19 protein-coding genes and 9 pseudogenes are annotated in these 26,890 nt (G+C 50.7%); 15 read left to right on the top strand and 13 right to left on the bottom strand.

The genetic code is table 11. From position 1 onward, the window contains the following. Nucleotides 1–209 precede the first annotated feature (209 nt). The 4 genes and pseudogenes from BLQ41_RS31425 to BLQ41_RS21500 all read left to right on the top strand — a co-directional run. A pseudogene (locus tag BLQ41_RS31425) lies at nucleotides 210–923 on the top strand (hypothetical protein); the annotation flags it as partial. A 372-nt stretch (nucleotides 924–1,295) separates the two neighbouring features. Then, nucleotides 1,296–1,781, top strand: a pseudogene (locus BLQ41_RS31420) (methyl-accepting chemotaxis protein); the annotation flags it as partial. Nucleotides 1,782–2,326: 545 nt separating this feature from the next. Next, nucleotides 2,327–2,767: pseudogene (locus BLQ41_RS21505) on the top strand (EAL domain-containing protein); the annotation flags it as partial. A gap of 50 nt (nucleotides 2,768–2,817) precedes the next feature. Next, entirely contained in the window at nucleotides 2,818–3,291 is a 474-nt protein-coding gene (locus BLQ41_RS21500) for a GGDEF domain-containing protein (RefSeq protein ID WP_231997049.1), read from the top strand. A 66-nt stretch (nucleotides 3,292–3,357) separates the two neighbouring features. Here the strand turns inward: BLQ41_RS21500 and BLQ41_RS21495 are convergent, their stop codons facing one another. After that, nucleotides 3,358–4,155 carry a substrate-binding periplasmic protein gene (locus tag BLQ41_RS21495; RefSeq protein WP_090184009.1) on the bottom strand — a complete coding sequence of 266 codons (798 nt, stop codon included), beginning with the start codon at nucleotides 4,153–4,155 and terminating at the stop codon, nucleotides 3,358–3,360. 670 nt (nucleotides 4,156–4,825) lie between these two features. On the opposite strand from BLQ41_RS21495, the pseudogene BLQ41_RS21485 reads away from it, so the two are divergent. Both BLQ41_RS21485 and BLQ41_RS31415 read left to right on the top strand, forming a co-directional pair. After that, nucleotides 4,826–5,008: pseudogene (locus BLQ41_RS21485) on the top strand (SulP family inorganic anion transporter); the annotation flags it as partial. 7 nt (nucleotides 5,009–5,015) lie between these two features. After that, a pseudogene (locus BLQ41_RS31415) lies at nucleotides 5,016–5,229 on the top strand (FAD:protein FMN transferase); the annotation flags it as partial. Here the strand turns inward: BLQ41_RS31415 and BLQ41_RS21480 are convergent. From BLQ41_RS21480 to BLQ41_RS31410, 8 genes and pseudogenes are all read right to left on the bottom strand, one after another. After that, nucleotides 5,219–5,686 carry a hemerythrin domain-containing protein gene (locus BLQ41_RS21480; protein ID WP_090184006.1) on the bottom strand — a complete coding sequence of 156 codons (468 nt, stop codon included), beginning with the start codon at nucleotides 5,684–5,686 and terminating at the stop codon, nucleotides 5,219–5,221. The pseudogene BLQ41_RS31415 and the gene BLQ41_RS21480 overlap by 11 nt on opposite strands. A gap of 630 nt (nucleotides 5,687–6,316) precedes the next feature. After that, the gene (locus BLQ41_RS21475; protein ID WP_090184003.1) at nucleotides 6,317–6,457 is read right to left on the bottom strand and encodes a DUF2256 domain-containing protein; all 141 of its coding nucleotides are present in this window, start codon (nucleotides 6,455–6,457) and stop codon (nucleotides 6,317–6,319) included. Then, nucleotides 6,454–7,992 (bottom strand): cryptochrome/photolyase family protein, encoded by a 1,539-nt coding sequence (locus tag BLQ41_RS21470; RefSeq protein ID WP_090184001.1) that lies wholly within the window; start codon nucleotides 7,990–7,992, stop codon nucleotides 6,454–6,456. The genes BLQ41_RS21475 and BLQ41_RS21470 overlap by 4 nt, the downstream gene beginning before the upstream one ends. A gap of 25 nt (nucleotides 7,993–8,017) precedes the next feature. Then, the gene (locus BLQ41_RS21465) at nucleotides 8,018–8,323 is read right to left on the bottom strand and encodes a DUF6482 family protein (RefSeq protein WP_090183997.1); all 306 of its coding nucleotides are present in this window, start codon (nucleotides 8,321–8,323) and stop codon (nucleotides 8,018–8,020) included. A gap of 14 nt (nucleotides 8,324–8,337) precedes the next feature. Continuing rightward, on the bottom strand, nucleotides 8,338–9,048 hold the full coding sequence (locus BLQ41_RS21460) for an SDR family NAD(P)-dependent oxidoreductase (RefSeq protein WP_090183994.1): 711 nt from the start codon (nucleotides 9,046–9,048) through the stop codon (nucleotides 8,338–8,340). Nucleotides 9,049–9,083: 35 nt separating this feature from the next. Next, a complete protein-coding gene (gene folE / locus BLQ41_RS21455) occupies nucleotides 9,084–9,644 on the bottom strand; it encodes a GTP cyclohydrolase I FolE (protein ID WP_090183991.1) in 561 nt (186 codons plus the stop codon). Between the two features lie 144 nt (nucleotides 9,645–9,788). Next, entirely contained in the window at nucleotides 9,789–10,253 is a 465-nt protein-coding gene (locus tag BLQ41_RS21450; protein WP_090183989.1) for a thiol-disulfide oxidoreductase DCC family protein, read from the bottom strand. A gap of 67 nt (nucleotides 10,254–10,320) precedes the next feature. Further along, nucleotides 10,321–10,848: pseudogene (locus BLQ41_RS31410) on the bottom strand (methyl-accepting chemotaxis protein); the annotation flags it as partial. A gap of 1,331 nt (nucleotides 10,849–12,179) precedes the next feature. Here BLQ41_RS31410 and BLQ41_RS31010 point away from each other — a divergent pair. Next, a pseudogene (locus BLQ41_RS31010) lies at nucleotides 12,180–12,346 on the top strand (IS3 family transposase); the annotation flags it as partial. A 72-nt stretch (nucleotides 12,347–12,418) separates the two neighbouring features. Here the strand turns inward: BLQ41_RS31010 and BLQ41_RS21440 are convergent. Next, nucleotides 12,419–12,730: a hypothetical protein gene (locus tag BLQ41_RS21440; protein WP_090183984.1), complete on the bottom strand. Its 312-nt coding sequence runs from the start codon at nucleotides 12,728–12,730 to the stop codon at nucleotides 12,419–12,421. A gap of 299 nt (nucleotides 12,731–13,029) precedes the next feature. On the opposite strand from BLQ41_RS21440, the gene BLQ41_RS21435 reads away from it, so the two are divergent. The 5 genes from BLQ41_RS21435 to BLQ41_RS21415 all read left to right on the top strand — a co-directional run bounded on the left by BLQ41_RS21435 (nucleotide 13,030) and on the right by BLQ41_RS21415 (nucleotide 19,002). Continuing rightward, nucleotides 13,030–14,067 (top strand): GGDEF domain-containing protein, encoded by a 1,038-nt coding sequence (locus BLQ41_RS21435; RefSeq protein WP_090188724.1) that lies wholly within the window; start codon nucleotides 13,030–13,032, stop codon nucleotides 14,065–14,067. A 771-nt stretch (nucleotides 14,068–14,838) separates the two neighbouring features. Then, the gene (locus tag BLQ41_RS21430) at nucleotides 14,839–15,564 is read left to right on the top strand and encodes a hypothetical protein (RefSeq protein ID WP_090183982.1); all 726 of its coding nucleotides are present in this window, start codon (nucleotides 14,839–14,841) and stop codon (nucleotides 15,562–15,564) included. Between the two features lie 9 nt (nucleotides 15,565–15,573). After that, complete coding sequence (locus tag BLQ41_RS21425) at nucleotides 15,574–15,846, top strand: hypothetical protein (protein WP_090183979.1); 273 nt, start codon at nucleotides 15,574–15,576, stop codon at nucleotides 15,844–15,846. 969 nt (nucleotides 15,847–16,815) lie between these two features. After that, complete coding sequence (locus BLQ41_RS30540; protein WP_157695033.1) at nucleotides 16,816–17,496, top strand: hypothetical protein; 681 nt, start codon at nucleotides 16,816–16,818, stop codon at nucleotides 17,494–17,496. 105 nt (nucleotides 17,497–17,601) lie between these two features. Beyond that, a complete protein-coding gene (locus BLQ41_RS21415; protein ID WP_090183977.1) occupies nucleotides 17,602–19,002 on the top strand; it encodes a hypothetical protein in 1,401 nt (466 codons plus the stop codon). 112 nt (nucleotides 19,003–19,114) lie between these two features. Here BLQ41_RS21415 and BLQ41_RS21410 read toward each other — a convergent pair whose 3' ends face one another. Beyond that, the gene (locus tag BLQ41_RS21410) at nucleotides 19,115–20,308 is read right to left on the bottom strand and encodes a hypothetical protein (protein ID WP_090183974.1); all 1,194 of its coding nucleotides are present in this window, start codon (nucleotides 20,306–20,308) and stop codon (nucleotides 19,115–19,117) included. A gap of 381 nt (nucleotides 20,309–20,689) precedes the next feature. Continuing rightward, nucleotides 20,690–21,415 (bottom strand): HNH endonuclease, encoded by a 726-nt coding sequence (locus BLQ41_RS21405; RefSeq protein ID WP_090183971.1) that lies wholly within the window; start codon nucleotides 21,413–21,415, stop codon nucleotides 20,690–20,692. A gap of 332 nt (nucleotides 21,416–21,747) precedes the next feature. Here BLQ41_RS21405 and BLQ41_RS31000 point away from each other — a divergent pair. Continuing rightward, nucleotides 21,748–21,849: pseudogene (locus BLQ41_RS31000) on the top strand (AraC family transcriptional regulator); the annotation flags it as partial. A gap of 275 nt (nucleotides 21,850–22,124) precedes the next feature. Next, nucleotides 22,125–22,317 (top strand): annotated as a pseudogene (locus BLQ41_RS30995) (histone-like nucleoid-structuring protein, MvaT/MvaU family); the annotation flags it as partial. A gap of 85 nt (nucleotides 22,318–22,402) precedes the next feature. On the opposite strand, the gene BLQ41_RS21390 reads toward BLQ41_RS30995, so the two are convergent. Further along, nucleotides 22,403–23,437 (bottom strand): hypothetical protein, encoded by a 1,035-nt coding sequence (locus BLQ41_RS21390; protein ID WP_090183969.1) that lies wholly within the window; start codon nucleotides 23,435–23,437, stop codon nucleotides 22,403–22,405. Between the two features lie 724 nt (nucleotides 23,438–24,161). On the opposite strand from BLQ41_RS21390, the gene BLQ41_RS21380 reads away from it, so the two are divergent. Then, nucleotides 24,162–26,855, top strand: a complete 2,694-nt coding sequence (locus BLQ41_RS21380; protein WP_090183966.1) for an ATP-binding protein — start codon at nucleotides 24,162–24,164, stop codon at nucleotides 26,853–26,855. The last annotated feature ends 35 nt before the right edge of the window (nucleotides 26,856–26,890 follow it).

The raw sequence follows: 26,890 nt of genomic DNA, 5'->3' as shown, positions 1-26,890 counted from the left end.
GCGTCTCGCTCCTTGAGTGCTATCGCTCGTGCACTCTTGCCTATTTGCGGACAGAGGCAACTGATCCTTAAGAGGGCTAGAATGGTCTAAATAACAGACGTTTTGTTATTGACTCAATAAGCGGGAAATTTAGGTGAAAGTTACGCTGACTGTACTCTTGCACCAATTTACTGTTGGAGGATTTTTTGACAATTAATATTTCTCGGTTGATGACTTTGTGTGCGGCAGGCTTGGTCGCGACAGCCGTTGCTTTTACCATATTCATGTATACCCAAATTAACATTCTTGATGCTATGGGACACAATAGCGAGCGGCTGGGAAACGCCCTAGAGTCAACCCAGAAATTGCGCTACGACAGTGCTCAAATTCAACAGTTTTATACCGATGCCAGCCTGACCCAAGACCATGAGCCAATTGAAGACGCGCAGCAACATTACGCGTCCTCTCTTCAACTGCTTGACGAAGTAATCTACTTGGTTCCGAGCCTCTCTGACCGTAGTCAGGCTTTGCGCATTCCACTTGAGCAGCTTAATAGCACCGGCAAGCTGATGGTGCAGGCCTATGCCCGTAATAAAACTGAGGGCGATAAAGTCATGGAGGACTTTGACCTACGTTCAGCGAAAGTTATTGCCGATTTTTCCGCTTTTAGTGAGCCATTGGACAAGCTGTATCGTCAGCAGATGAGCGACAGCCAAGCTGAGCGTAAAAGCATTCAGGTCACCAACCTCATAGCATGGGGCACGGTATTGATAATCATGCTCGGGGTGTTGTGGTTGATTGCCAGTAGGGTGTTACCTCCAATGCAGCACTTGAGGAATGCTCTGAGTGCGTTGAATGACGGGAGTGGCGACCTGAGCCACATTATCGAGTCAAATCGTAATGATGAGATTGGCCAGGTCGTTGGACTGTTCAATGCTTTCCTCGGAAGCCTACGCATCAAAATCACTACAGTTGCAGATGTTTCAAAGGGGTTGGAGCTATCTGCCGAACAATTGCTGAGTGACGCCGGGGCGTCTGAGAGGAGTGCTACGGATCTACAAATCGAAGTAGAGCAGGTAGCGGCGGCGGCCAATCAAATGGCTAATAACGTGCAAGGTGTTGCCACCAACGCTCAAGCTAGCGCGGCCCAAACTCAAGATGCTGATAGGCAGGCACAAGCGGCGATTTCTGTAGTCAATGAAACGATAGTTGATATTCGTACCCTGGCAGAGGAGGTAAGCCGTGCGGCGATTGTCATCGCCAATCTAGAAGGGCATGCACGCGAGATCGGTGGAGTGCTGGAAGTTATTCGTACTATTGCCGAGCAAACCAATTTGCTGGCTCTCAACGCAGCCATCGAAGCCGCTCGTGCCGGAGAGCAAGGTCGTGGTTTCGCCGTGGTAGCCGATGAAGTCCGTTTGTTGGCTAGTCGCACGCAAAAATCCACACAAGAGATCAACGGCATGATTGATCGTCTCCAAAGTGCTTCGAAGCAAGCGGTAGAAGTAATGGACGATAGTCGTGTATTTGCAGAGCGTGGGGTGCAGCAGGCGCTTAGCGCCGGTGAGGCGCTACAGCGAATAAGCGGATTGGTGTCTTCTGTGTCAGATATGAGCTTGCACATTGCTCAAGCTGCTAATGAGCAAGCTATGGTTACCGATGAAATTAATCGCCGTATTAGCAGTGTTTCGGTCGTTGCGAGCAACACTGTGGCACTAGCAATAAGCACCCTCAGCCGTGGCCGAGCGAGCGGTGGAGATGCCGATAGATTATTGAAGATTGTACATCAATTTAAAGTCTAAGCACTTTTAAGTAAATGTATAAAAAGCGTGAATTCAGTCGAGGGTCTGGCAATAAAGCACAAACATCGCTACTGTACAGAGTGTGAGCCAGGTATCGAATATTGAAAGTTAATCATAGATTTTTTAGTCCGGCTGTAGATTTGAAAGTGTTCGCTGCTTAAGCATAAATTCTTCATGGCAATAAATGTAGAGGCTAGCCCCTGGCGCCCATACCTGTAGCTATCCGTCTGATTATGTTGGTTTAGTTTTTCGCAGCGTTGCCTCGAAATTAACGATGGCAATTCTGTATATAAAGCAATGGCCAGCTGTGTGAAAAAAGGTTAAGTGTCTAAGTTATAACCGTTTTATGATCTGGTGGTGTTGTTTTTAGTTTGAAAAACGTGCATTTATCAGTCGGTGAAAGTAATTGAAGAATAAACTGCTATAGTGAAGGTTTCCGGTCGATGCATTATAAATGTCTCCACGATTTATTGTTGTTCCGATGCTTAGACCTTAATTAGGAAAGCTGCCATATAAATGGCAACTAATTTTTTCTGGAGCGCGACATGACCGTTTCCTCAAACGCATTGACTTCGTCAAATGGTTGTCAAGGTTGCAAAAGTAATGTTGATCTGGGTTTAGATTTTACTTTCGCCTTTCAGCCAATTGTGGACGTGCGCGATCAATCGGTATTTGCACATGAAGCGTTGGTAAGAGGTATTAATGGAGAGGGGGCTCTGTCGGTGCTGGAGAAAGTAAACGACAATAACCGTTATCGATTCGACCAGCTTTGCCGCATGCGGGCCATTTCGACTGCTGCGAACCTCGGAATGACTGAAAACCTTTCGATTAACTTTCTTCCTAACGCAGTTTATCGTCCAGAGCATTGCATTAGAAGTACGTTGGAAGCCGCACGAATTCATGATTTTCCGCTCGATCGACTGATTTTCGAAACCGTCGAAAGCGAATACATTGATAGCATTTCAAAGCGATTGAAAGAGCAGAGGTTGAACTCGAACGCTCGGCTTATCTCGCAACCCATGATGTTCTAACCCAATTGCCGAATCGCTACCTCCTCGCTGAGCGTTTTGATCAAGCCCTCTCGAATTGGACATCGAGCGGGACTGCATTTGCCGTTCTGTTGGTCGATCTGGATCATTTCAAGGAAATTAACGATAAGCATGGCCATGAGGTCGGTGATCAGGTTCTCAAAGCAGTCGCCAATCGCATGCTTCAGGTCACTCGTTCTTGTGACATCGTCGCGCGCTATGGGGGAGATGAATTCGTGATTCTGATCACGGAACTTATCAGCCCAGATAGTGCTGAGCAGTACGCCGAGAGGGTGCTGGAAGCCATTGTGCAGACAGTAGCGACAAGCGCAGGAGAGCTATCACTTTCGTGCAGTATCGGAGTCTCTCTGTGCCCCAATCATGGTCAAAGTCTGGGCTCCTTGCTGAAAGCGGCGGATCAGGCGATGTACGGTGTTAAACAACTCGGGCGCAAAGGAGTTGCTATGACTGAGTCCCAGTAGCTTGAGATTTACACATACTACATTGTTCCCTAGCACCGCTAGTCGCATAGTCAAGGCCTCATGAAACTAAGGAAACCAGCGCATGTGAATATCCTTGAGGGCGCCGTTGGCCTCGATGCGGCGATAGCCCTCGTCGTACATTTCCAACGCCCACAATCCGTCTGGATGCGCCAAGCTGAAGCCTATTGTTGAGTTTTCCACTCCGCAATTGAAGGCGAAGCGCACTGCATCGTCAGTGCCTGATTGTTTGGCCTTTTGATTCCTTGGCTCAAGGTCATTACTCATGACCAATACCGCCTGAAAACGCCGAGCCGCCAGCTTTTGCAGGCTGGTTAAGTCCGAGAGGGAGTTTTTAAAGACCACCCCTGAGGTCTGGAGCGCCGTCACCTGGGCTGAGTATTCATAATCTCTGGTTATGCCAACGACAGTGCCGGGGGGCAAATCACATTTAGCGTCTGAAGGCTTCGGCAAGGGAGCATTGATATGTTCGAAGATGTCGTTGTGTACTTTGAAAATCGGCTGTGCAGCCAGCTTGATCTTACCCTCGAATTCGGACTGCCAGCTCATGTTGAAGCAGGCGGCGACTTGGCCATTGAGCACCATGTACTTACAGCGTGAATACGGCACTACTCTTAGCCTCACCTCTACCCCCATCTCCTTGAAGGCGGCTACAACTACGTCATTGGCGTAACCCGTGCCATCGCTCTTTGACCAAGGTGCTGCGGCATCTTCCACCATAATTGTCAGTGTCTCATGCGCCTCTTGTGCGATGCAGGTGCTAGCTACCAACAATTGTAGTGTGCAAATCAGAAAGCTCGACGCAACATGTGGCCACATTCGGAAATGAGTCTTTTTTTTATGCATGGGAGGCTTTTTTGAATCGGTGAATTCACCGCAGGTGGATAGAGTTTTTGACTAAATTCTGAAACCCTAAGATCCGCGGTTGATTCGGCCACTTACAGCCAATATCAGAAGGGGTTTAGGGAGTCTAATGCTTGGTAGCCTTGCACTGGTGATTGAATTTCTAGCTCCAGTTTCCATCGAGGGCAATGCCTCCCTAGCGCCCCAGTTTACCCGATCACATAGTTAGAGGAAGAGTGGATGTGAAGATGATTTCGAGTTTTGTTGTTGTCCCTCGATCCCAACAGAAACGGGATCAAAGCGAAAAGGATCGCGCTTCTACTACAAGACAGCGCCAACAGGCTTCAACCTCTATGACAATCAGGAAAAGCTACGGCTTAAGATAACCTATCAGACCCGAGAGGAAGCTAAGAGTGAGTGCCAGCGGGTTAACATGGAGTGGTTGCAAGGCGTTCTGTCAGATAGGGAAACCATACCGACTCGTTAGCATTCACCGATGCCAAATGGTCGCCCGGCCCTTGGTTTTGGATAGCCCATAGGTTAGTGGTTACTAAGCGAAACGGTGCGACGCACTCGATATCTCTGGATGCTTCGCGTTTAATGCCAAGCAAATGCTCTGTGCTCGATTCCGCGCGTTATGTTGCGCCTGTTCTGGAAAATCAATGCTTGAAAGATCAAACTCACATGGGTATCAAATGTCAGGGCTGGTCTCGTCGTTGCACTGGCCCTCATCCCCGAAGCCAGCGCATTCTCCATTATTGCTGGTGTTGACCCTAAGGTTGGCCTCGATGCTTCCTTCTGTATCTTTAGGGTAATTGCCTTCTTAGGCGGCCGCCCCGCCATCATCTCAGCGGCCATCGCCCCCACTTGTGAATTCAGTCGCAGCCGTCACCTTTGTAGCGGCTCGTGCATGCTCGCCAATGCCAGGGCCAGGCGCTGACGTTGCTTGGTGAAACCAAGCGCGCACGGCTGGCTCAGGGGCACGGGATGGACGGGCTGTAGGTGCTGCGGGAGGGTAACCAGTTCAGAGAAATATGCATTGTCGGCGGCCAGATGCAGGTGCAGATTAAGACGCGGAATGCCATTGACGCTTTATTTCCTGCCACTGCTCGTCTGACAGCCACTTATCTGCCAACGGAAAGAAAATATTTTCCTCCGAGTCCATATGATCGAAATATTTTTTGATAAAGTCATCGATAGTGTCAGCAATTACTCTTGTTTCCTGAGTTGTGTCCTCCAACATCTTCAACTGTCCAGCAATGCGCCCAAATGCTTGATGGTCTCGCTCGATATCCTTGACCCGTTGGTGGATCGGTGCATCAGTCCCTAGCAAAGACAGCCGAATAAGTTCTTCATTTTCATGGTGGTATTGTTCTGCATCACCATGCATGGCTTCCAGCATCTTGAACAACAACTTGCAGTCATCAGCACCATCGGATTCATGCCTTATCTTCCTCAGCAACTCTTTGATCTGAGTGATTTTTATAGCTGCCTCATGATGATAGGCATGAAGTTCTTTCAACAAGACGTTCATATCAAAACCTCGTCACGACACCAAACCATCACACAAAAAAGTTCTTAACTAGCAATCTCCAAGGTAACCAGTTTTTTAAATCTCCATATATATCAATAGCTTGTTAATCGAGCTCGCCAACATGACTTGACATTTTTAGTATAGGCGAGCACAGAGCTCTCATCCCCGAAATTTGCCGCCCTTGAAAGAATTAAATATGGATAATCATATGCACCATTTAGATCTTCTGAATGTCGTCCCGCGAATACCGAGGGAGAGAGCAGTGCCGCCCAAAGGTAGATCCCGAGCGTTTTTTACGAAGCGTCCAATCAACTCATGTCTGCTCGTGCTCATCATCGGAAATTGACAACGGTCGCTGCGATGGTGGCTTATGGCCGCCAATAGCGAAGGGGGCTTGGATAGGGCGTGAAGATGATATCGAGAGCTGTTGTCCCTGCAATATGAACGGAAAGGGGATCCATGCGATACAAAACGGATTTCTACTGCGAGACCACGACCAGAGCTTCTAATCTCTATGACTAATGTGGAGAAGCTGCGACTGAAGACCACCTACCAGACTCAAGTTGAAGGCGTAGATCCTCGGGTGCTTTGAGTCCCTGCAGGAGACGTACGCTTATCTGTTTCACATTCTCAGCATTTAATGCTTCTGCGCCGTTGGCAACGCTCCGAGCAGTAGCGCACCTCAGCCCAGCAGCGCGCCCATTTCTTGCGCCAGGCGAAAGGCAATCCGCAGACTGCACACGCCTTCAGGGGCAGTTCACTCTTTTTCAAAACGACTCACCGGCATCGAGTTTGGCGAGCAGTTTCTGACCACGCTCCCAGAGCGCTTGCTGCTTGGGTTCAGTCATCCGATCGAGGTTTTTGTAGACCATGCCGATGCGCTGATTGCTGCGCAAAAGATCGCCGTGACGCATCAGAAAATGCCAGTAAAGCGAATTGAAAGGGCAGGCGTCGTCCGTCGTGCTTTCAGTGACTTTGTACGCGCAGTTACGGCAGTAGTCGGACATGCGCTTTATATATTGGCCACTGGCGCAGTAAGGCTTGGAGCCCAGGTAACCGCCATCGGCGTGCATCACCATGCCCAATGTATTGGGCAGTTCGACCCAGTCGAACGCGTCCATGTAGATCGCCAGGTACCAGTCGCAAATCTGGCTCGGTGCGATGCCTGCCAGCAGCGCAAAGTTGCCGGTCACCATCAACCGTTGGATATGGTGGGCATAGGCATGTTTCAAACTTTGGCCGATTGCCTGGCCCATGCAGTTCATCTTGGTATCGCCTGTCCAATAGAACGGTGGAAGCGGTCTGCTGTTGCCAAACAGATTGCCGCCGGCGTAGTCGGGCATTTTCAGCCAGTAGACGCCGCGTACGTATTCACGCCAGCCAATGAGTTGACGGATAAAGCCTTCGGCGGCATTTAATGGAATCCTGTGCGACCAATACGCATCCTCGACGTCGCTGCACAATTGACGCAGATCCAGCAAGCCGATATTCAGCGCGGCGCTGATCCGTGCATGGAACAGGAAAGGTTCATCACTGGCCATCGCATCCTGGTAGTCGCCGAAGGCTGCCAAACCCCAGTCGAGGAAGTAGTCCCACAGCGCTTGGGCATCGGCGTGAGTCACCGGGTAGTCAAAGGTGTCGAGGGCGCCATAGTGGCTGGAAAAGTTTTTTGCGACCAGCGCCAGCACGTCCAAGGTGATTGCATCGGCCGAAAAGCGGATGGGGGAGGGGGCTCTCACGCCTTTAGGCAGTGCCTTGCGATTTTCGGCATCAAAGTTCCAGGCGCCGCCGACCGGGCTGCCGTCGCCGTTGAGCAGCAAGCCACTCTTGCGTCGCATCTCACGGTAGAAGAACTCCATGCGCAGCTGCTTTTTGCCTTCGGCCCAGGATGCAAATTCGAGTCGGGTGCAGTAAAAACGGGTATCGGTATGCCATTGAATCGCCAAGCCGCAATCTTTGAGCGACTGCTCAAGGCGCCAGTCCCCGCACTCTGTCAGGTGCAACTCATCCGGTTGCAGCAGCGACTGCCAGCGGCGTAACTCGCCCGGCACCGATCCGCTATTTTGCGGGTCATCAAGCGTGACGTATTGCACGCGAATACCGCGCTGTTGCAACGCCTTGGCAAAATGGCGCATAGCACTGAAGATCAGCGTTATTTTTTGCGGGTGATGGGGCACGTGGCTGGCTTCCTCCATCACTTCGACCAGTAATACCGTATCGCGCTCGCTATCCAGCTGCTTCAATGAGGCCAGTTCAAAAGATAACTGGTCACCCAAGACCAGGCATAGTCGGTGAGTCTTGTTCATTCGACAGGATCCAACGGAATGAGGCTCACCAGGGCGCAGTCAGTGAGAAAGGAATGCTTAACGACCCAATTGGCCCTTCACGTGAACCGCACATCTCGTCATGGACGCAATGCTGCACGAGCGCGCAGGGAAATGGCGGGACAAGCTGCAACAACTCACGTAGGTGATTGATGGAACGAAGGTGCATAGGCTTCGCCGTTTCGTCCAGCAGCGTAAACTGGCCATGATCTGTCCTGACTCGCGCTAGATAAAAACCGCCCTCCAGCGATAGCAACTCCAACTCGCGTACTTCGCCATTCGCGGCCCGTTCGGTCAACGCTTGCAGATTCAAAATTCACTCCCTGCCTACCAAGGTAGGCGTTCTCCGGTATAAGCAAAGAAATTGCCGCTGTCGGCAGACGTCAAACGGTCAATCAGTGATAACAACTCATGGGCGGCAATGCTTGCCGGCCTGGCTGCAGAGGTGCCACGAAAGGGTTGAGACAGGCCCGAAATGACGGTGCCGGGATGAAGAGTAAATAAGCGGGTCTGAGGGCGTGTCCGCGCTAGTTCGGTCGCAGCCGTTTTAATCAACATGTTCAACGCTGCCTTGGAGGCGCGATAGGCATACCAGCCACCCAAACGGTTGTCGCCGATACTGCCCACTTTGGCGGAGAGCACCGCCATCGCGCCACGAGGTTCAAGCAAGGGTAGAAAGTGACGCAAAACCAGCGCAGGCCCGAGCGTGTTGACTTGGAATATCGCCTGGAGCGCGTCCGCTTCAATCGCGGAGTAGCTTTTTTCAGGTTTGATGTCGTCGCGATGGAGCAGCCCGGCAGCATGCAAAATCAACTGGTATGGGGCTTCTTCAGCTAATTCGGCAGCCGCCCAGGGGATACTGTCGGGCTTTTCCAGATCCAGTCCTGGAACACTGTTGCGCCCCAGCTCACGAACAGCCGAGCATCGTGGATCTTCATTGAGCAACTCACAAAATGCCGTGCCGAGCGCTCCACTGGCGCCTATCACCAAGGCACGGTAGCCATCGCCAAGGGAGTTCATCTTGAAAGTACTATTCATTTAGCCTCTCCCGCAGACAGTCGCGATTTTTGGCGCTAACCGAGTCGGCCTATCAATTGCAGGAACTCGTGACGCGTAGCGGACGAGTCGCGAAAGGCGCCTAGCATCACCGATGTGGTCATCACCGAGTTTTGCTTCTCCACGCCCCGCATCATCATGCACATGTGCTTTGCCTCAATAACCACGGCCACACCGGCGGCATCGGTCATGTGCTGAAGGGCGTCAGCAATTTGTTTGGTGAGGTTTTCCTGAATCTGTAAGCGACGGGCAAACATATCGACTATTCGTGCGACCTTCGACAGGCCTAATACCCTCCCTGTCGGGATGTACGCGACATGAGCTTTGCCGATGAAGGGCAGCATGTGGTGCTCGCACAATGAATACAGCTCGATGTCGCGTACGATGACCATTTCGTCGTTTAGCGATTCGAACAGTGCGCCGTTGATAACTTCCTCCAGATTCATCGTGTAGCCGTTGCATAGGTACTGCATTGCTTTGGCTGCGCGTTCGGGCGTGTCCAGCAGACCTTCACGCTCTGGGTTCTCGCCTACGGCGACGAGAACTTCCCGGTAATGCTCGGCTATTGATGGGTTCATTTAGACTCCTCGCAGCCATGCTGCGCTTAATGTGACGGCAATCCTTGGCAGTAGGGGAGTGCCTGCTGCTCACCAGAAAAAACGTTGTTCACCAGATCAGCTATGACCCAGCTTCTTCGTCCGGCCATGACAAAGCGAAGCTTCCTAGGTCTGCTTTGTTTTCAAAGTAGGCCGCTCGTCAGGTGCGGGTTTTGACTCCGGCACCCCGCAACGGTCGTCGACACAGCGACGGCGACCATCAGGGTGTGGAAGCCAAGCCAAATGGGGGCGTAAGCGGCAGAAGAGGCGATAACCTAAAGCAAGCAGCGGTCGGATGGCACGCCATGTCAGTGGAGCTGCCCAAAATCCCAAACCGGCGGCTCGCCAGCTCCATAAGGTGGCGTCCAGACCAGTTACCCAGCGGCCATCGGCGAAACGGGCGTGCAGCGTGGACTGCATTTGCTCGAACGTGAACCCCAGTGCCTTGGCGTCGAACTCACCGCTGCTGATGTCAATAAATAGCAGTCGACTCTCTGCGGCGTGTCGATTAAGGATCTTGATTTCGCGCGCACACAGCGGACATTGACCGTCAAAGTACAGCGTTAGTGGCCAATCCTTTTTATTGTACATTTCTAGCGGCCTTGTATAGGTTTTGTACAAAGTATGTTGAAAGAAAAGGGCTGACAATAGGCCAGCCCTAAGCCACGCTGAAAAATGCGACCTTATGGGTAAGACGATCAGCAAGCTGCGCTAACTCCTGGCTGGCCGTTGCAACTTCACGAGAGCCAGTTGCCGATTGCACCGTTGAGCTATGGATGCGCGTGATGTTTTGCGCAACGTCTTCGGCCACGGCGCTTTGCTGGATAGATGCGCTGGCGATTTGGGCATTCATGTGGTTTATGGCGCCGACTTGCTGGCTGATTTTAGCTAGCGCCGTCTGGGCGTTGCGGGTTTGCGCAACGGTGTGGCTGACCAGTTCGCAACTATTACGCATGGTTTGTGCAGCCGTTTCAGTACCGCTCTGCAGTGTGCCTATCATTTCTCGTATTTCCCGCGTCGACTCCTGGGTACGATTAGCTAGAGAGCGCACTTCATCGGCCACAACCGCAAACCCTCTGCCATGCTCACCTGCTCGGGCCGCTTCGATGGCTGCGTTTAGCGCCAACAGGTTAGTTTGCGTGGCAATTGAATTGATTACCTCGATCACTATTTCGATCTCTTCGCTACGCTTGGACACCTGCTCTACCGTATTGGTGGTTTCAACCAGTGTGTTCGCTAACTGTTCGATAGCGAGTGTGGTGTCCGCAACGACGCGATTACCGCTTACAACTTCAGCATCGGCTAGACGCGTTGCGTCCGCTGCTTGAGATGCATAGCCCGAAACTTCATTGACCGTTGCCGCCATTTGCGTAATGGCAGTTGCCACTTGCTCGGCTTCGCGGGTCTGCAGGCTGATTTGATTGTTATTGGTGGACGATGTGGTCAACAGCAGCCTAGATGAATTGTTGACCTCTTGGGCCGCAATGCGTACTTCGCTAATGGTATCAGCCAAACGGCTGAGGGCAGTTTTCAGGACGCCCATAACGCTGTTCGGATAATCGGTAACAATCATTTGTTGCAAGTCACCTGCCGCCAACCGTTGGATCGCCTGGGCAACCTGAGTCGGCTCAGCACCCAGTGTTGACTTGACGAAGCGAATGATAGAGACAGCCAGGATGATGCTTAGCAGCAGCGATATCCCGCTGGCCATGAGCATCAGTCCTCGAAACTCACTAGCGGTGGCTTGTACCGCACTGAGTTGGCTTTTGATCGAGGCTTCTTCGTAGTCAATCAGTGCATTCACGCGTTTCAACCACTCACTGTATTCACCGGAGGTTTGGCGCAGCAGCAAAGCCTGTGCACCTGAAATATCTCCGGCGCGACGCAAAGCAATTACCGACTTAGTGGAAACTAGAGTTTGCTTCTCAATGTCTTTAATCGCCAGTAACAGCTGTTGCTCCTGCGATGTTACCCCTGCAGTTGCGAATAGCTGATCCATTGGTATGGCTGAATCGGAGTAGGCCTGTTCTAGATTGATAACTTCATTGAGGTGGACGGTTAAGTCTTGATCACTATCCACCAACACTGCGTCCCGAATACTAATGGCTCGGTTGTGCACGCTTCCGCGAAAGTTAATAGCGTAGCGTTGAATTTTTGCCGCATTTTCGCTTACGTTTTCCAGGGTGGAGTCGATAAAACCCACACGTTGGATGCCCACGGCGGTGATTAGTATGAGCAACGACACAATTACGGCGAAGCCAAGGCCTATGCGCGAGGCTAGTGAGATTGAGTTTTTCATCGGCGGAGCTCTTAGATAGACCCTGTACGGGCAAAACTTGCTGGTTACTTTTTGCTATCCATGCCAAGGGCTACTTGTGTGCCTCTACCACCCATTTGGAAGTGAAAACAGACTGGCGAGGCACGAGCGCGAGCAGCTGGTGATAGCTGACTGATGGCAGAATGGCACACATTGCAGAAAACCTATACACGAATTTATTTTTGTATAGGTTTTATCGCTTTTCGCAAAGTCGAGCCACTGCTGGCAGTCGCAGTCTGGTTTCGGTGATGCACCAAGATGGCGAGCGAATCGGTTCGTAAAAGCTAGGTGGCCCGATGAGGGAACTGGGATTAGATAGAGAGAGCCCGGGCTCGTATGCTTAAAAGCGACGGTGAAACGACCAGACTGACCATGGGTCGACAGTCCGCATGAGAGGAGGGGGCCCAGGTACCGATTACCGCAGCACAGGCGCTAAACATCACCACTGATTTGATGCAGAGCCAGCCTCTTTCAAGCCCGGGTAATCATCGAGCGCAAGGCTAGACTCACCATCGTCCATGGGCTCGCGCACTGATTTATGTATCACTCCGGCTTCAACATCCGCACGCATCTGATCGAGCTCCCTGTGAAATGCCTTGTCCTGCACCGTGGGCTTACTGGTGTATGGCTTTCGTTCGGGTTCAGGCTGTGCTGCATAAGTCGTAACCGCGTCAGGGTCATGCTGTAGCTTTTCTTGAACTTGTGATTCCAGCATCGCACGTAGCGCATCTTTGTCGGGCCGAGTCAGCAATTTGTCATTCCTATTAAGAAACCAGGCACCCAGTAATCGACTGAGCAGGTGGCCGGTAGGGAAACATCCAATCGATCGTGTCGAAAATTTGGGCTGCAGTCGAAGAGAAGAGGCGAATCATCAAGTTCTTCCAACACGGCGGTCGTGTCAAATTGGGAGCATGCTTGGGATGATTTCGTAATCGACAGGAACGCTGGACGTTCTGCTCATGGACTTATGTATGGCTGCTTGCTGTACGTAAGGATATGCTGCCCCCCGACTTCATATATGCCAATAAAAAAACTAACCATAGTGACGTTATGAGCCAATCAGAAACACGTGCGACTGCCCTAACGCTGTATCCAGAGGACTCCCGCGAGGCGGCGGCTCTGCTGAAGCAGGCTGTACCACTGATGGTGCGTCACAACATTCCACCAAACCCCGTCCACTATGCTCTCTGGTACACCTACAGCAAAGGTCAGGAGCCAGAGCTTAATCGCCATCTGGACAGGGTGGTCAAAGACTTCGACTGTTTCCCTCCAGAATCCGCTACGAAGCTTTTTCGCGACTACATCATTCGTGACGAATTGGAGGAGGCGCGCGCGGGGCAACAACAAGCGATCAATCTGGTTGACGACATGGAACGTAATGTCTCGCGTAGCGTGAATGGCAGTGCCAACTTTCAAGCCAGTCTTGGCCATTGCATGGAAATGCTCGCGAAGCCGGTTGACCAGAGGCTGCCCGCCATTCTTAGTGAGCTGCAACAGAGCACTCAGGTCATGCAGGATCAGCAAGCGCTTTTCCTCTCCCAGTTGCACTCAGCGCAAAATGAAATTAAGAGTCTGAGAGACAAACTCGAACGAGCCCAACTGGCGGCCTCTTTGGATGGTCTGACTAAGGTGTTGAACCGAGCTACCTTCACTCGCTTGCTGGAGCATGCATTGATCAACGCTCCTCATGGGGTGGCATTGGTCATGTTGGATATCGATCATTTCAAGCAGTTCAATGACCGGTATGGCCATCCTTTGGGCGACCGCGTACTTGAGCATGTTGGTCAGGTGTTACGGAACTCAATCCCGCCTCAGGCCCTGGCGGCACGCTATGGTGGCGAAGAGTTCTGTGTAGTCCTGCAAGAGTGTTTTGATCTCACCAGTGCTCACACTTTTGCTGAGCAGCTGCGCCTGAAAATTCAGGCGCTGCGGATCAAGCTTCGTGGCACGGATGAGGTGCTAGACACTGTAACTGCGTCTTTGGGTGTTTCCCTCGCCAAAGCGGGTGACGATGTGGAAAGCCTTCTGACTCGTGCCGATGATGCGCTCTATCTAGCCAAGCGCAGCGGGCGCAACCGAGTGGCCTGAAACTGGCGTTCGCGCTCTAGCTGCAATCACATAGCCCCACAGGATAGGGTGATTCGATTCGCGCTCATTCCGCATAGCAGCCACTTCAGCGCCGATATTGAATCGCGGCGGCGAATTCCCTGGAGCGCTAAGCGATCACAGTTTATTGAAATTTAAGCTCAGATAGCTGATTAAGAAAGGTGTACCAACCGGGGGGGGGGTGTGAAATTTCGTTCGTAGGTTAGCGGAAATAGACATCACCCTAGAAAGGTCCCACCCAGACACATGATTTAACAAGTGGGCGATGTCAGATGTTCATAAGCAGCTCATGAGCCTGAGATTACTGGCTAACTGCTCTAAAAATTAACGCAACTGTCCATAGATTGATGTTCATAGATCTAGTTTCCCGCGGTCCTCAGTTGCCTAACCCCCCCCCCCCGACCTGTGACGGTCCCAGTCCAGAAGGTAATGAATACTGGTTTTCAGAAATCCATGCTCTGGGGTCTGGTTGGAAATCGGGAAGTCCCTGGCAGGCTCAGAATTGAGCAGTGTGGTTTGTCTGTGGACGCCGGCGCCGAATTGACCCACGAGCTGAAGCTAGACTGACCCACCTCTAAATCTGCACAAATCCCGCATAGGCAATGGTTCAAGAGGAGAAGACTGGGTCAGTGACATCTCGGCAACTGGGTAAATTCGGCATCGGTTCCAACAGCCTGGCCAACTTTCGACTACACCTATCTGATAGGCATTCAATACCCGCCGTTGGGGCGCAAGTGTAAACGGTACTTAAAAATGACGACTTGTCTTCGTGCGGCACTGTTGGTGATTCTTTTGGTTTGGCAGGCAAACATACTATTTGCTGCGGAATGCAAGCCGTTGAAAGCGTCTGGCAGTAAATGCGTAGCGTGCACCCATATACACTGCGAAGCGGATAGTAAACCAGCAGCTCAGCCTAACATTTCGGTCACCGTAATCTTGCCGACGCCACATGAAATTCAAAAAGACAAAGAAAAAAAGAGTAATGACAAGTCAGCCACAATATTGAGGATGTCCACCGAAAATCTCATCCAAACCCTTTTGCTAATTACCGCCATATTGGCATTCTTTATTGCGGCCTTTCAGTTTATGCACGTCAAGAAGCTGGAGGCCGACAAACTTACATTAGAGCTTTGGAAGCAATACTTGGCTGATTTTGGCAAATATCGTTCGGCTTTCTTGACGATGAACAATCCCATGAACACATCGGTCACTGATTTTACAAATATTCAGAGCCTTAGGAGCTGGATAGACGGTGTCGCGACGCTCGGCACCCATAAATATTTAATAAATAAAAAGCTAATAATATCCTTCGGCCTGGACGGCCCAATTGATAAATTCATGGCTCTGCTTCAGCAGAGTACCAACGAATTGCAAAGACTTGCTCTTTTGGGAGTGCCAAGGGCGCAGGATCTATTTTTGAAGTACCAGAGGGAAATAAACTTATCCGCCAATATATTTAAATGGTTAAAAACCCTGTGAGCAAATAACATGATAAACATCAATAGGCATCAACTCTACGAGAAATTCGATAACGCCTTGAAAGAAGCAGGATTGTTGGAGGACGAAAATTTTCTAACGGACCGTAAAGTTGAAAATGCGCTAAACCTGGCAGTGGGATATTTTACAAAAGTCGTTAGTTCCCCCGATGTGAATAACGAAGGTTATGTGCCTGACGAGGTGGTGTTTACGACTAATACAGCGACTGGCACGGCGCTACTGTGCCCGCACTGCAGGCTAAAAATTGCTGTTGTTAAAGCCTAACGACTAAACCCGCAATCGGGTCGGCAAACCGCCGACCTGACCGGTCTTTTGTGGATGCTGGGGACCTCAGCCGTGGCCTCTAGCATCGCTGTATGTTCAACGTTATTTTGCGCTTGCTCCGACGGCTACAGCACAGCCAATCTTCTCAGGCAATTTTCCCCGCTTTGACTTCAATGCAATCTGTACATCCTGCGGCAGATCGCTCCACAGCTTCAGCCCAGAGCGCTCCTCAATATCATTCATCGTCACCTGATAGTCGCAAAAGTTCGCTGGGCGCGGGGTGCTTTGATCCATTGTGCTGCAATTTACCCGCAAACCATAAACAATTCGATATCTAAAAAACTTTACAGCAGGCTCCAGGTGTCAACCAGCTATTCAGCGGTAACTATATCCCCGTCTAATAAGTATGTTTTAGGGTGCAACGAAATCTACAGAAGCGACTTTTCAAATCAAAACTAATTTATAACAATGTTTATGCGGGTTAATTTCGAAGTGGAATAATGCATATTTCAAAGATTTATAATGGCAATGTTGATGCGAGCTAGTGTGGGATATGCGCATATAAAAATATTTTTTGAGACGGCTTTAGTAAGCAAGAATGCTTGGCGAATAAACGTTGTGTATTGTTGGCGCAACAGGTTGAGGTCAAAAAAAATGAATAGGTATCTGCGCGTACTTGCCATATTTTTGCCTATTATCATAGGGCATACAGATTATGTGCACGCAGATACCCTTAAAGACCGCATGGCCTTCTGGGAAACTAAAGTATTTCTCTGTTCAGAAGGAGGCCATAGTTTCCCTTCAAAGTACCAAACATCGAGTCCGAATGAACCATCGGAATGCGACGATGGAGACATGACGCTTTTTAATGGGCTACTTTGCGCGGCTGGAGATGTAAGAGGCTGCGAGGGGGTAAGGCAGGCGCAGGACACTTCCGGGCGGTGGTGGCGTTCACCTCGGAGGATTGGTATGCAGGCCCCGAAATATGACGTTTCTTTTTCTCCTGATATGGCACTTGGGGTGCTGCTATACCTGGCGCAGACGTCCGACAACGCAGCATTTAAATCATGGGTTCGCTGGGTCGATGACTCTCGACCGTGTATAGCGGAGCTGGCTGGCCAGTGCGTTGTAAAGGGCTGGCCACGTATATGCACTGATGACTCTCAAGACAAAAGATGCACGTTTCGACCTAGCACATGTAATTATTTTGAATTAATGGGAATAAAACTCGGGGTGCCCGAGGGAAATCTTTGCAGAAGAGTTCTTCAATCTTTCGGTATTCGAGCGGATTACATACTCCCCACCACCGAAATGGCGATGTCAAATGCTGTTTTCAATGAGCCGGGATATCCCATGCACCTATCGGCGGCTGAAATTTTTCTTATTGATAAATTACAGATGACATCTGTTGCCTCTCGCGCAGGCGCCGTTGCTTTGGCTTTACGGGACAGCAAAAATCCTTTTTTTCTTTTTTTGGCAGAGGGAGCGTCACAAAAAGTTAGAGATTTAGTACTAGAGCAATGTCCTTCACCTCAACATCCCTCCCGGAGTCGAACGCAATGGGCGTGGGAACGTACCTCTTCTGATAAAGCCTATTTAGATAGCATGTATTGGGACTGCATATTTATGGGAAGGCTTCTAGGAGCTTAGAATGAAATGTATAACAATGGCAGTTTGCTACCATGGGCCGCTTTTTTACACGCCACATTAATGAAAATGAATTGTTCCCCTATTTAATGAGGTGGAGGACTTCACATGGCGAACGATATAACAAGACTACACTCTAGCTTCATCGAGTTTGCGAAAGGAATGCCAAGTGTTGGTATTTCGTGGCAACTGGTAAACAGAGACGTACAGGCGCTACTTAAGACTCTCTCGGGCGTCAACCCTAATTCCCCATCTGCGTACATGGGGAATATCGAGATGCCTGTCTACCAGTTAGCATACTCAGTATTCGTGGATACGCTAACTGTAAGTCCTACAGGCAGCGGCGCTAGTTTGTATACCAAGCTAACTGCTAACATCCATCCTCTTGGCAGGCCAGGCGAAGTTATTCGCTCATATGAAATCGAGACGAGCAATCACGCAAAGCTGAGTTTAGGGCTTGACGAAGCAACCAATGAAGTTTTTTGGCGACAACAAGGTGGTGTAATTCCAAGAATCACTCCGTCATGGGGACCCGATGCCGACAACATTCTTTCCTCAACGACCATTCCTGCACCTCAGAAAGATAATTATCTCGCTGAGGTTGAAGCGCAGATCATCTGGATGACTGGGCCTACGTTTGTAAGCTTGGTAGCAGGGGTGCTTCCAAGATACCAATTAACAGAGATCATTCCGTGGCTTCGTTTCAGTGCACCACTTGTCGTAAGTATAGAGCCGTCACATATTCTTATTACTGCACCGCGGGCTAGAATGACAATCGGCGATTGCATGCCCGAAACGATAGATATCATCCCAGACCCTGCCTTTCCCTATGGAGAAGCAATTCCTACGGCCATAGTGAATTCAGATGATATAGATTTGGCTGTATATGCACCCAGGACTCGTTTGCTCAGTTTTTTTGCCGACAAGATAAAGCCTGCCATTATGGTATCTGATTCCGGAGGCGGAGTTATTAAATGGAGTGCTAATGGAAGTATTGGACTTACGAGTCTGGAAGTCGACATCACGACTTCTCGTAGTTTATCCGGGGTGATAATTGTTAAGGCGGTTATAGATTTTCACGCAGATGCACGTGCATGGATTGATGGACCATGCGGGACGAAGGCGTCGTTAGCAAGTGCTAATGTGGACGGCCAAGGGCAATTTGAGGCTGACATTAAAATTGATGTCGACTTGAATCTCAGAATTATTGAAGCCACCCTGGTTATCTCCAGAAGTGATTTGACAGTTGATTGGGATATTAATACGCCGCTGGGTTGGCCGATAAATGAAATAGGAGGGGAAATATTAAATCGAATGTCAAAAGATGAAGTGAGAAAGCTTAATGGGAAAGTCATCAAACTTGGGCGATGGGATATCTTAGGTTTACCTATCTCTTATCTTGACTCGCTAGGTAATTACTATTCGCCTATTCCCGTCAACGAAGGGCTTTCTAAGGTTTCGGCCATGTTTGGAGTCGTTAGAAAAAATGTTGGACGGAGGCGCCCGTAAGAAAAACAATCCACCGTTTGGGTGGTGAGGATCAATTGGCTAGGTACAACCGGAATCTTGGGATTGCCTGAATGCACCAAGCATACGAGACACCTCAAGAATGCGTCTTGTGTTAGTCCGAACGACGATCCGTCTCGAGACCGCGAATAGTGACCACGAGGATGGGTATATGCGGGCCATTGCCATCATTCATTTCGGAGTCGGCAGGGGGCGGGTTATTTGGATGATCATTCCAAAGCTTGAGCCCCGCACGGCTTTCATAGCCTGATGTGCGCAAGTATTCCAACTCCTCTTCCATGCCCCAGCGGCTCTTTCGAAAAAACAAAAATTTAAAACGTTCCTTCAATCTAGAAAAAACCGACCGGTGCCGCAGGAACGGCACACTTAGTAAGCACCATTCCCGCCACTGGTCGTTCGTCCTGAAATTAACGGTTTGGCTCTCATACATAGTTGAAAAGATCAAATACGGCGACTTCACACTATCAGTAGAGGTCGTCACACGTGGTTGTCTGTCATATCCGTTCATAGTGACCGGCAGATATTTTCCCTGAAGATCATTTACCATTTTCGTCCAGGCGCAGTCGGATGTGGCGGTCCCGATGTCTATATCTCGCCCCAGTTTCGGTGCGATACCTGACACCATCCCTATGACAGCGTCTAAAAAACTCTCGGGTGGATAGATCTGTTTTTTTCCACTAAAAAATGGCCAACCGACTTGTAGGGGGGCGAACGCCTGGTCGACATTTTCCCATCGTTCCTTAGCCATCAACAAGAAACGTGCACAATCGTGAAGGCCGTAAACCTGTTTGCCAGAACCAGTATCAAGTTGGTATTCCCCAATCGGATTTTCCCGCTTGACTCCGGGGTACAACGTGATGCTTTGTTGGCGATCGCAGTCTTCAAAGAGCAGACGCTCTTTCTTAGTAGATTCACCCCCTGGCAACTGATCATAGTCAGAGGCAACTTTGGCCTGAATCAGCATTGCTCGTTCGCGTTGAAGCTGACCGTTGGATGACTCCAAGCGCACACACACTAGTAGGTCTGCCAATTCACATTGTGGCCGCTCTTCATGAGGCAGATGACCTTTGGGGCTGAACGCAGCCTGAGGTGTGCCGTCAACCCAGATCGATTGAACACGTACTTGGATGTTTTGACCGCCGGCCATGAGATGTTCCATGATTGCTAGGGCAAGCCGGTCGACATTTTGCTGTTCATGCAAATACATCAAGAGCCAACGCTCAAGCGCCCATTTACCCTTGGTGCTGTTCACGCGAGCAACCCATGCGGGCCAGTTGAGTTGCAACATACCTAAGTCCTAATTGTCCAGCAGGGCCCGAATCCGAACTGTTTTGGTTTTGAAGGTCAGCCTGCATCTATACGAGTCAAAGGGCATGCAGCGACTCGCCGCTGCCATTAAAGAGTGCATATTCAACCAATCGACTGCGAGATGGCTACTGTTGACGTGGCAGTATGCCATCCCCTATCGTCTTCGAGCAGCGGCAATCTACACGGGCCGTCAGGCCAAGGAACAGGCAGACCTATCTGGACTTGAAGAGAATTGACCATATCGAATGTGGATAGGTACCGAAAAGACTTGGACGCACTTATCGATGAAGGCGCCTTAGTAAAATCTTCACTCGCCAAGCAAACGTACGGAAACACCAGTCGTCCAAGCACTACGTTTTTTTCATCGCTGCACGATTGCGGTGATGTCGCCAGTGATGATACAGCCGTACTCATGCTCTAGTCGGTAAAGGGATAGGCCACATCGCCTCCGCAATATGTCAATGTAGGAATTCAGGTAACGATCATCTCGCGAGGTTTCGTTCATGAGATCGCGGAATGCGCTGATCAAATCATTACAGATGTCCCGAAGCCTGTTATCCAGATCAATCTGTCGCAGGCATCGTAGAAGCCTAAGCCTAATCTGCTTAATCGATGCGATGGCGGCCGTCGGGTCCTCCATAACGTATGGTTGAAACATAACGCCTCGGTGAGAGAGCGTATCGACCATATTTTGTGCCACCTTCGTATTTGCACTGAATCGTCGCACCAACGGAAGCGGGCTACGGTGGGTTCTGAGTAGCACTGACATTAATTCTTCGTGAGAGCTCTTCCAGCCGCGAAGCTCAGACGTCTTATGGTCCACACCGTTGTTCTTGTCGATCAGCGTGTGACATGCGACGCAAAGCCAGAGGCCATTCTCAGCACTTCCAACCTGTGCTGTGCCAATATCCTCGTATCGCGCAGCACCAGGCTTTTCCCCCACGATGTGAGCTGCCTCTCCTTTCTTGGTGCTCAGCTGCGGATCGGAGGTCGCTGGCCCTATCGTGAGTACGTTGCACTCTGGGTTATTGCAGATATAACCAGAGCGATAGGCAATGAGGGTCGCGACTTTTGGTGAAAACGCCATGAAATTTCCAGATAGTGGTTGGACGGCATTTTGTACCAGATATTCGGAGGAATTGGCCCATTCACTGAACTTTTACCGTTCATGCTCGTGGAAAATTTCTTCTGGGCGGATATTGCCAATGAAGATATGCCTACGTTGGTATGCATCGGAAGGTCGAACAGATGTGCGGAAATTGGCCTAGAAGTAGGTATCCAGCTGGCGCGGTGCTGGGTACATTCCAATTGGTAGCCCAACAACAATGCTTTTACAGGGGGCGCTGGCGGCGGCGGAGTCTCTGGGTTCGCAGGGATCGGTGACCATCGTCCGCGAAGTCCAGGACATGGTGGTGGCCGTATCACAGCGTGGACGTGCTGAGGAAAGCATTTGTGCGGCGTCTTGGCGTGAGTCCCAAAGAGTATGCGCTGAGTTTTTCTCCCAGTGGCGAGATGACTTGATCCAACTCTCGGCTTTTGGCGCAGGTGTAGAATGCCTGAATCGCAAGCAGGTGCGCTGCGGCGGTGTTGTATGCACAATGCCTGAGCTTGAGTTGAACGTAGATGAACGGGACAAGCATGGGTAACGGCGCCGCATCTACGGTCTGCACGAGCAACGGTAAATGGGTGTCCAGTTTCATTAGACCACTACTCTGTTCAACGGTGAGCCCCGCTCCTGGGTGTTTGAGTTCGAGCAGGATCAATGGACTTTGCGCGAAGCGGTGATGCACTTGCTCCTGAAGGACGTTATCAATCTACTGGACCCGCAGCGCCCCGGCAGCTCAGCAGCAGACGGGTTCACGCAAGCCCCGTCAGGTCAAAGTTTATAAAAACCCTCATACAGGCGAGGTTGTCGAGACCAAAGGCGGCAATCACAAAATTTTGAAAGAGTGGAAATCCGCGCATGGCGCAGCGACGGTTGAGTCCTAGTTGGGGCAGTGATTGTGGGGTAAGTGAAAAGGGTCCTTTATGGGCACTTTTTTTTGCGGTCGATTCAATACGCATAAGGGGCTGATCAGAGAGCACATTTTTTTGGCGATTCGAATGTTATGCCCGTTGATTGTTTGCTTGCTAAAATATAGTTCTCGTCGCCTAGTGATGCTTGGCGATAAGTTAAACCCATCTTGCATTCTGTGCCTGGATACATATCGAACTCGTATATCGATTGTCCAATAGCCCATTCTATTTGTTGGTCGTATCTATTTAGCAGAAGGAAAAATGTTGCTGGTGTCAAAGTCCAAATCGCCAAATAAAAAATTACCTGAAAAATAACTGTAGCAACGGCGTAGCGACTGCCTTTGTCATTAACCTTAACTCCAAAAATCCATTTCGTAAGTCGTGGTGCTTTTGTCGCAAAAGTCGATCCGTAAATGAAAAATGGAGCCATTGCAACGGAGACAGGAATAAAGATTGCTCCCGCAGCAATAAAAAGAAATGGAATCGCGAATATTGCTAAAAAAGCCAAAGTATGAGGAAAGGTTGTAGGGGGTACATGAGCCATTCCACCGATTATTTTTCCCGAGACGCTGAGCGCGAGATTGGAGCCAACAGCAAATGCGATGGCGATCAACCCCTTGCCAACCGTGGTTTCATAGAGGATTGCGTAGATGCGATAAACATCATGCGCAGCCACGCCTAGGCAGTAAATAAAAAATACTATCGCGGTCGGTGCAAATAAACTGCTGGGGTCCAGCAAGTAAAGATATCCCAGAAAAGGGAGGAACAGGATAACATTAAGGTAAAGTTGATGATGGCGTTCAAGATTATCGTACCAGTTTACTATACCTCCCAAAAAAACAGTGAATTTATTGAGATCATATTTTTCCGGGTGGAGAATTTGCATCACGCTAATTGCGATCGCGATACCAAGAAAGATTACAGTTGTTGAAAATGATACAAGTCGCCATTGAGCCGGAGTGATGCAAAGGAAAAAGAAAAGAGCGATTCCAACTAATAAAACTCGCTTCGTAAGCTCGAGAAATTTTTCTCGCCTAGTAATGGCAGTGTGCTTCCCGAAAGCAGTTTTCGTAGTTCGCTTTGTACTTCTCATTATTACTAAGGTCCTGCATGAAATATTGTGATTGCGATGAGGTAGAGTTACTGCATTATCGGAATAAGAGCAAGAAACTTTAATGTTCTCCGCTTAATTCAGCATTGGCCGCCCGACCTAAACTGAAATACCTTTCTTTCACCTACGCCAACTAGCCTTGTCTAAAAGTCAGATGAGCTTTCCAATTTCGAACAGACCGGTATGGAGCGCCTGGGCGCGGTTGGAGGTTCAGGAGAGGAGCCTGAGCAAGGTTCAGGGTGTGGAAGCGGTCTATGTGGCGCCGGGGTCACTCTACGAGCGGAATATGGGTTGGTTGCCTGGGGCGAATAAGGTTCATACCCTACCCAGTGGGTACTGGAAGGTGATCTCCACAGGAGGTACGTCTGAATCGTCCCTGGTTTCCGAGAGACAGCGGCAACGGGCAGGGTGGCGATTAACACACTAGCAGCAATGGCTCCAGGCGTAATGGCGCAAATCACCGAAATACCCGATGCGCGGATCAAGGCCGCGCGCTGTACTCTGGGTATGAACACCTGCGACTCGTAAGAAGTACTCCGTGGCTGGGCATTTTGCCGTGTAGGGGGCTCTGCAATGATGTCACAGTGCTGTGAGGCATTGACGGTTGCTCAAGCGTGCGAAGAAAATGCTGATCAACAAACTACCCATCTGCGACCGCACCGGTTGTGGGTGTTGCGCGATCAACTGATGGATGCAAGGAACGCAAGTGAGTGATTTCAGAGGAGCTCGAGGTTCCAACACCGGCGACGACTTCCACGAGTTATGGGCCGCCCGGCATGCTATCCGCCTTCTAGACGACCGTGATCCGCTTCAAGCGTTGACTGTAGAAGGGATTGCTCCAAGTGACGAAGCTGGGTCATCCCCTTCTACGTGGGATGGCGTGGATTGCGCGTTGTACGAAGGCGGCGGCGACGCAAAGGAAGCTGATCGTATATTGCTGGAGCAACTGAAATATTCCGCCGCGAATCCTCGCAGTTCGTGGACCGTCGCACGTATGGTGAGCGGCGATAAGCGCGAGGACAGCGTCCTGAATCGCTTGGCAAAAGCCTGGGCAGGGATACAAGCCCTGGAGCCAAAAGGAACAGTTGAAGTATCACTGGTAACCAACCAGCCGATCGCGGCTGAGTTAAAAACTGTTACAGCAAAGCTCGCAACAGGTAGCGTATCCGCTCCACGAAAACGACCTGGAAAGGATGAGCCAAACGAGCGAAAAATGGCGTTCGCCGCCGGACTGTCCAAATCTGTGCTGCCCGAATTTGCAAAGGCGCTTCGATTCAATGGTGGAGCAGGATCGCGCTTCGCGATTGAGAAAAAGTTGCTCGCTGATATTTCTGGATGGACCGATCTTGAGTTACAAGCGCCAGTCTCTAATCTTCGCCAGTTCATTCGTCAGCGCATGCGTCCCGAATTTGCGGGCGAGTTAATAACGAAGGAGTCAGTTTTACTCGAACTCGGCGTCTCTACGATGGGCGCATTGTTCCCTTGCCCACCTGTCCTTGAACGAGTTGATGCACCGGTGCCACGGAGCAGCGTCGCTGACATTGCGACCGAGATCGCTGCCGGCAAACAGCGAGTCTGTCTACATGGTCCTGGAGGGGTCGGCAAGACGACTGCGCTGCAGCAAATTGAGGCGATGCTCCCGCCTCATTCGATCATGGTGACTTACGATTGTTATGGAGGTGGCACCTATCTAGATGCCGCTACTTTGCGTCATCGACATGTGGACGCGTTTTTACAGCTATCCAATGAGCTTGCCACGAGGCTGCGGCTGCCAATTTTGCTTAGCCGTCACCAGCTATCAGACCCTCCGCGCCTGTTCTCGAATCGCCTAGGCCACGCAGCCCAGGCGCACGCGTCTGAATATCCGGACGCGCTGATCGTCATTGCCGTTGACGCCGCCGACAATGCCGTTACGGCTGCGACAACACGCAAACCGCCTGAGGCTTGCTTTGTACACGACTTCATGGAACTGGGCGACTTGCCGCCTAATGTCCGGTTCATCGTTACGGCAAGGACAGGCCGTCTCGCTGAACTTGCCCTACCGTCTAGTTATAGCCTTTCAGAGATCGAGCCGTTTACCCGTGGTGAAACTGAAATCAATGTACAGCGGAAGTGGGCTGCAACAGATGATTGGATCGATGCGTTTCACAGGCTGACCATGGGAGTACCTAGAGTCCAAGCTTATGCTATGGATCTGGGTGATGCACCTCCCGAAAAAGCGATTGACCGCCTCTTGCCCGCAGGCCGGTCTCTGGACCAAGTATTTCGCGAGCAGTTTGAGCGAGCCCTGGGGAAAAGCGGAATCGCAACAGACCTTCCAAGGTTTTGTGCAGGACTCATTGCTCTTGCGCGGCCGGTACCGATAGAAGATCTCAGCGCGATCATTCGTATCCAGGTGCCAGCGCTGATTGACATCTGCACCGACATGGCACCAGCGATTCGGCTCACAGAAAACACTGTCGCCTTTGCGGACGAAGACTTCGAGCACTTCGTCCGCGAAGCGGGGGAGTCAATGCTAAGCGAAGTAACCCAGAACGCTGCTGATTGGCTGATGAGCCGCTGCGAAAGCGATTCTTATGCTGCGCAGCACGTCGCAGGTCTACTCGCTGCGTCTGGCTTGGGCAATAAGCTGCTTGATCTCGTTGAACACGAACCTTCTCCGGCTGCAATTGATGATCCGGTGAAGCGGCGAGAAGCGGAACTTACGCGCTTACGGTTAGCTATCTCCTTCTGTCGGAAGGCGGGCGATAGTCAACGCGCGCTGCGTTTCGTGCTCATCGGAGGCGAAGGGCTCAAGACTGAGCGCGCGCTACGGGCACTCCTGTCTAATAATCCAGACCTTGCGGTGCGATTCGCTGCTGACACTGCTGGGAGGCTCGTCCTTACCGATCCGAAACAAATCGGCTACCACGGAGCTTTCCTGCTTCACAAACAAGTGATTGACTCGCTCAACGGCGATCGAATTTCGTTGCATGAGGGGCAGCGATTGATCGAAGCTTGGATGGCTGCACGTAAAGCCCTCATTCAAAAGGCCCAGCATTGCGACTGGCGGCTTGAAGTTACAGACGTTGCGGCCAGCATCGAAACAGCGCTTCGCAGTAATGGGCCAGAGTCTGCTTTGCAGTCGCTGTGGAAATGGAAGCCGAAGCGGGTTCGGCTGCTGGTGGCGCGCTGCCTGATTCCGCGGCTGATTGCGCAAGATGGCTCGGGTCTGCTTCAGGGAATACTGGACACACGTCATCTCAAACCCTGGGAAGAGCTTTTTGTACTCGTACCCTTGGCGGTGTCCGGTGCTCCCTTGGATACCAAAAGGCTCACGAGCAGCCTGAGCGCCTTTTGCAAGCGCTGGATGTTATCTCCCAAGCGTCCCTCTGCACGTCTCTACCCATTCATGCTGTGACTCCCGCCGATCGGAGACAGTCTGCGCGGGTTAGA

The sequence above is a fragment of the Pseudomonas arsenicoxydans genome (genome assembly GCF_900103875.1).
GTDB lineage: Bacteria > Pseudomonadota > Gammaproteobacteria > Pseudomonadales > Pseudomonadaceae > Aquipseudomonas > Aquipseudomonas arsenicoxydans.
This window is presented reverse-complemented; position numbering and strand designations above follow the sequence as displayed.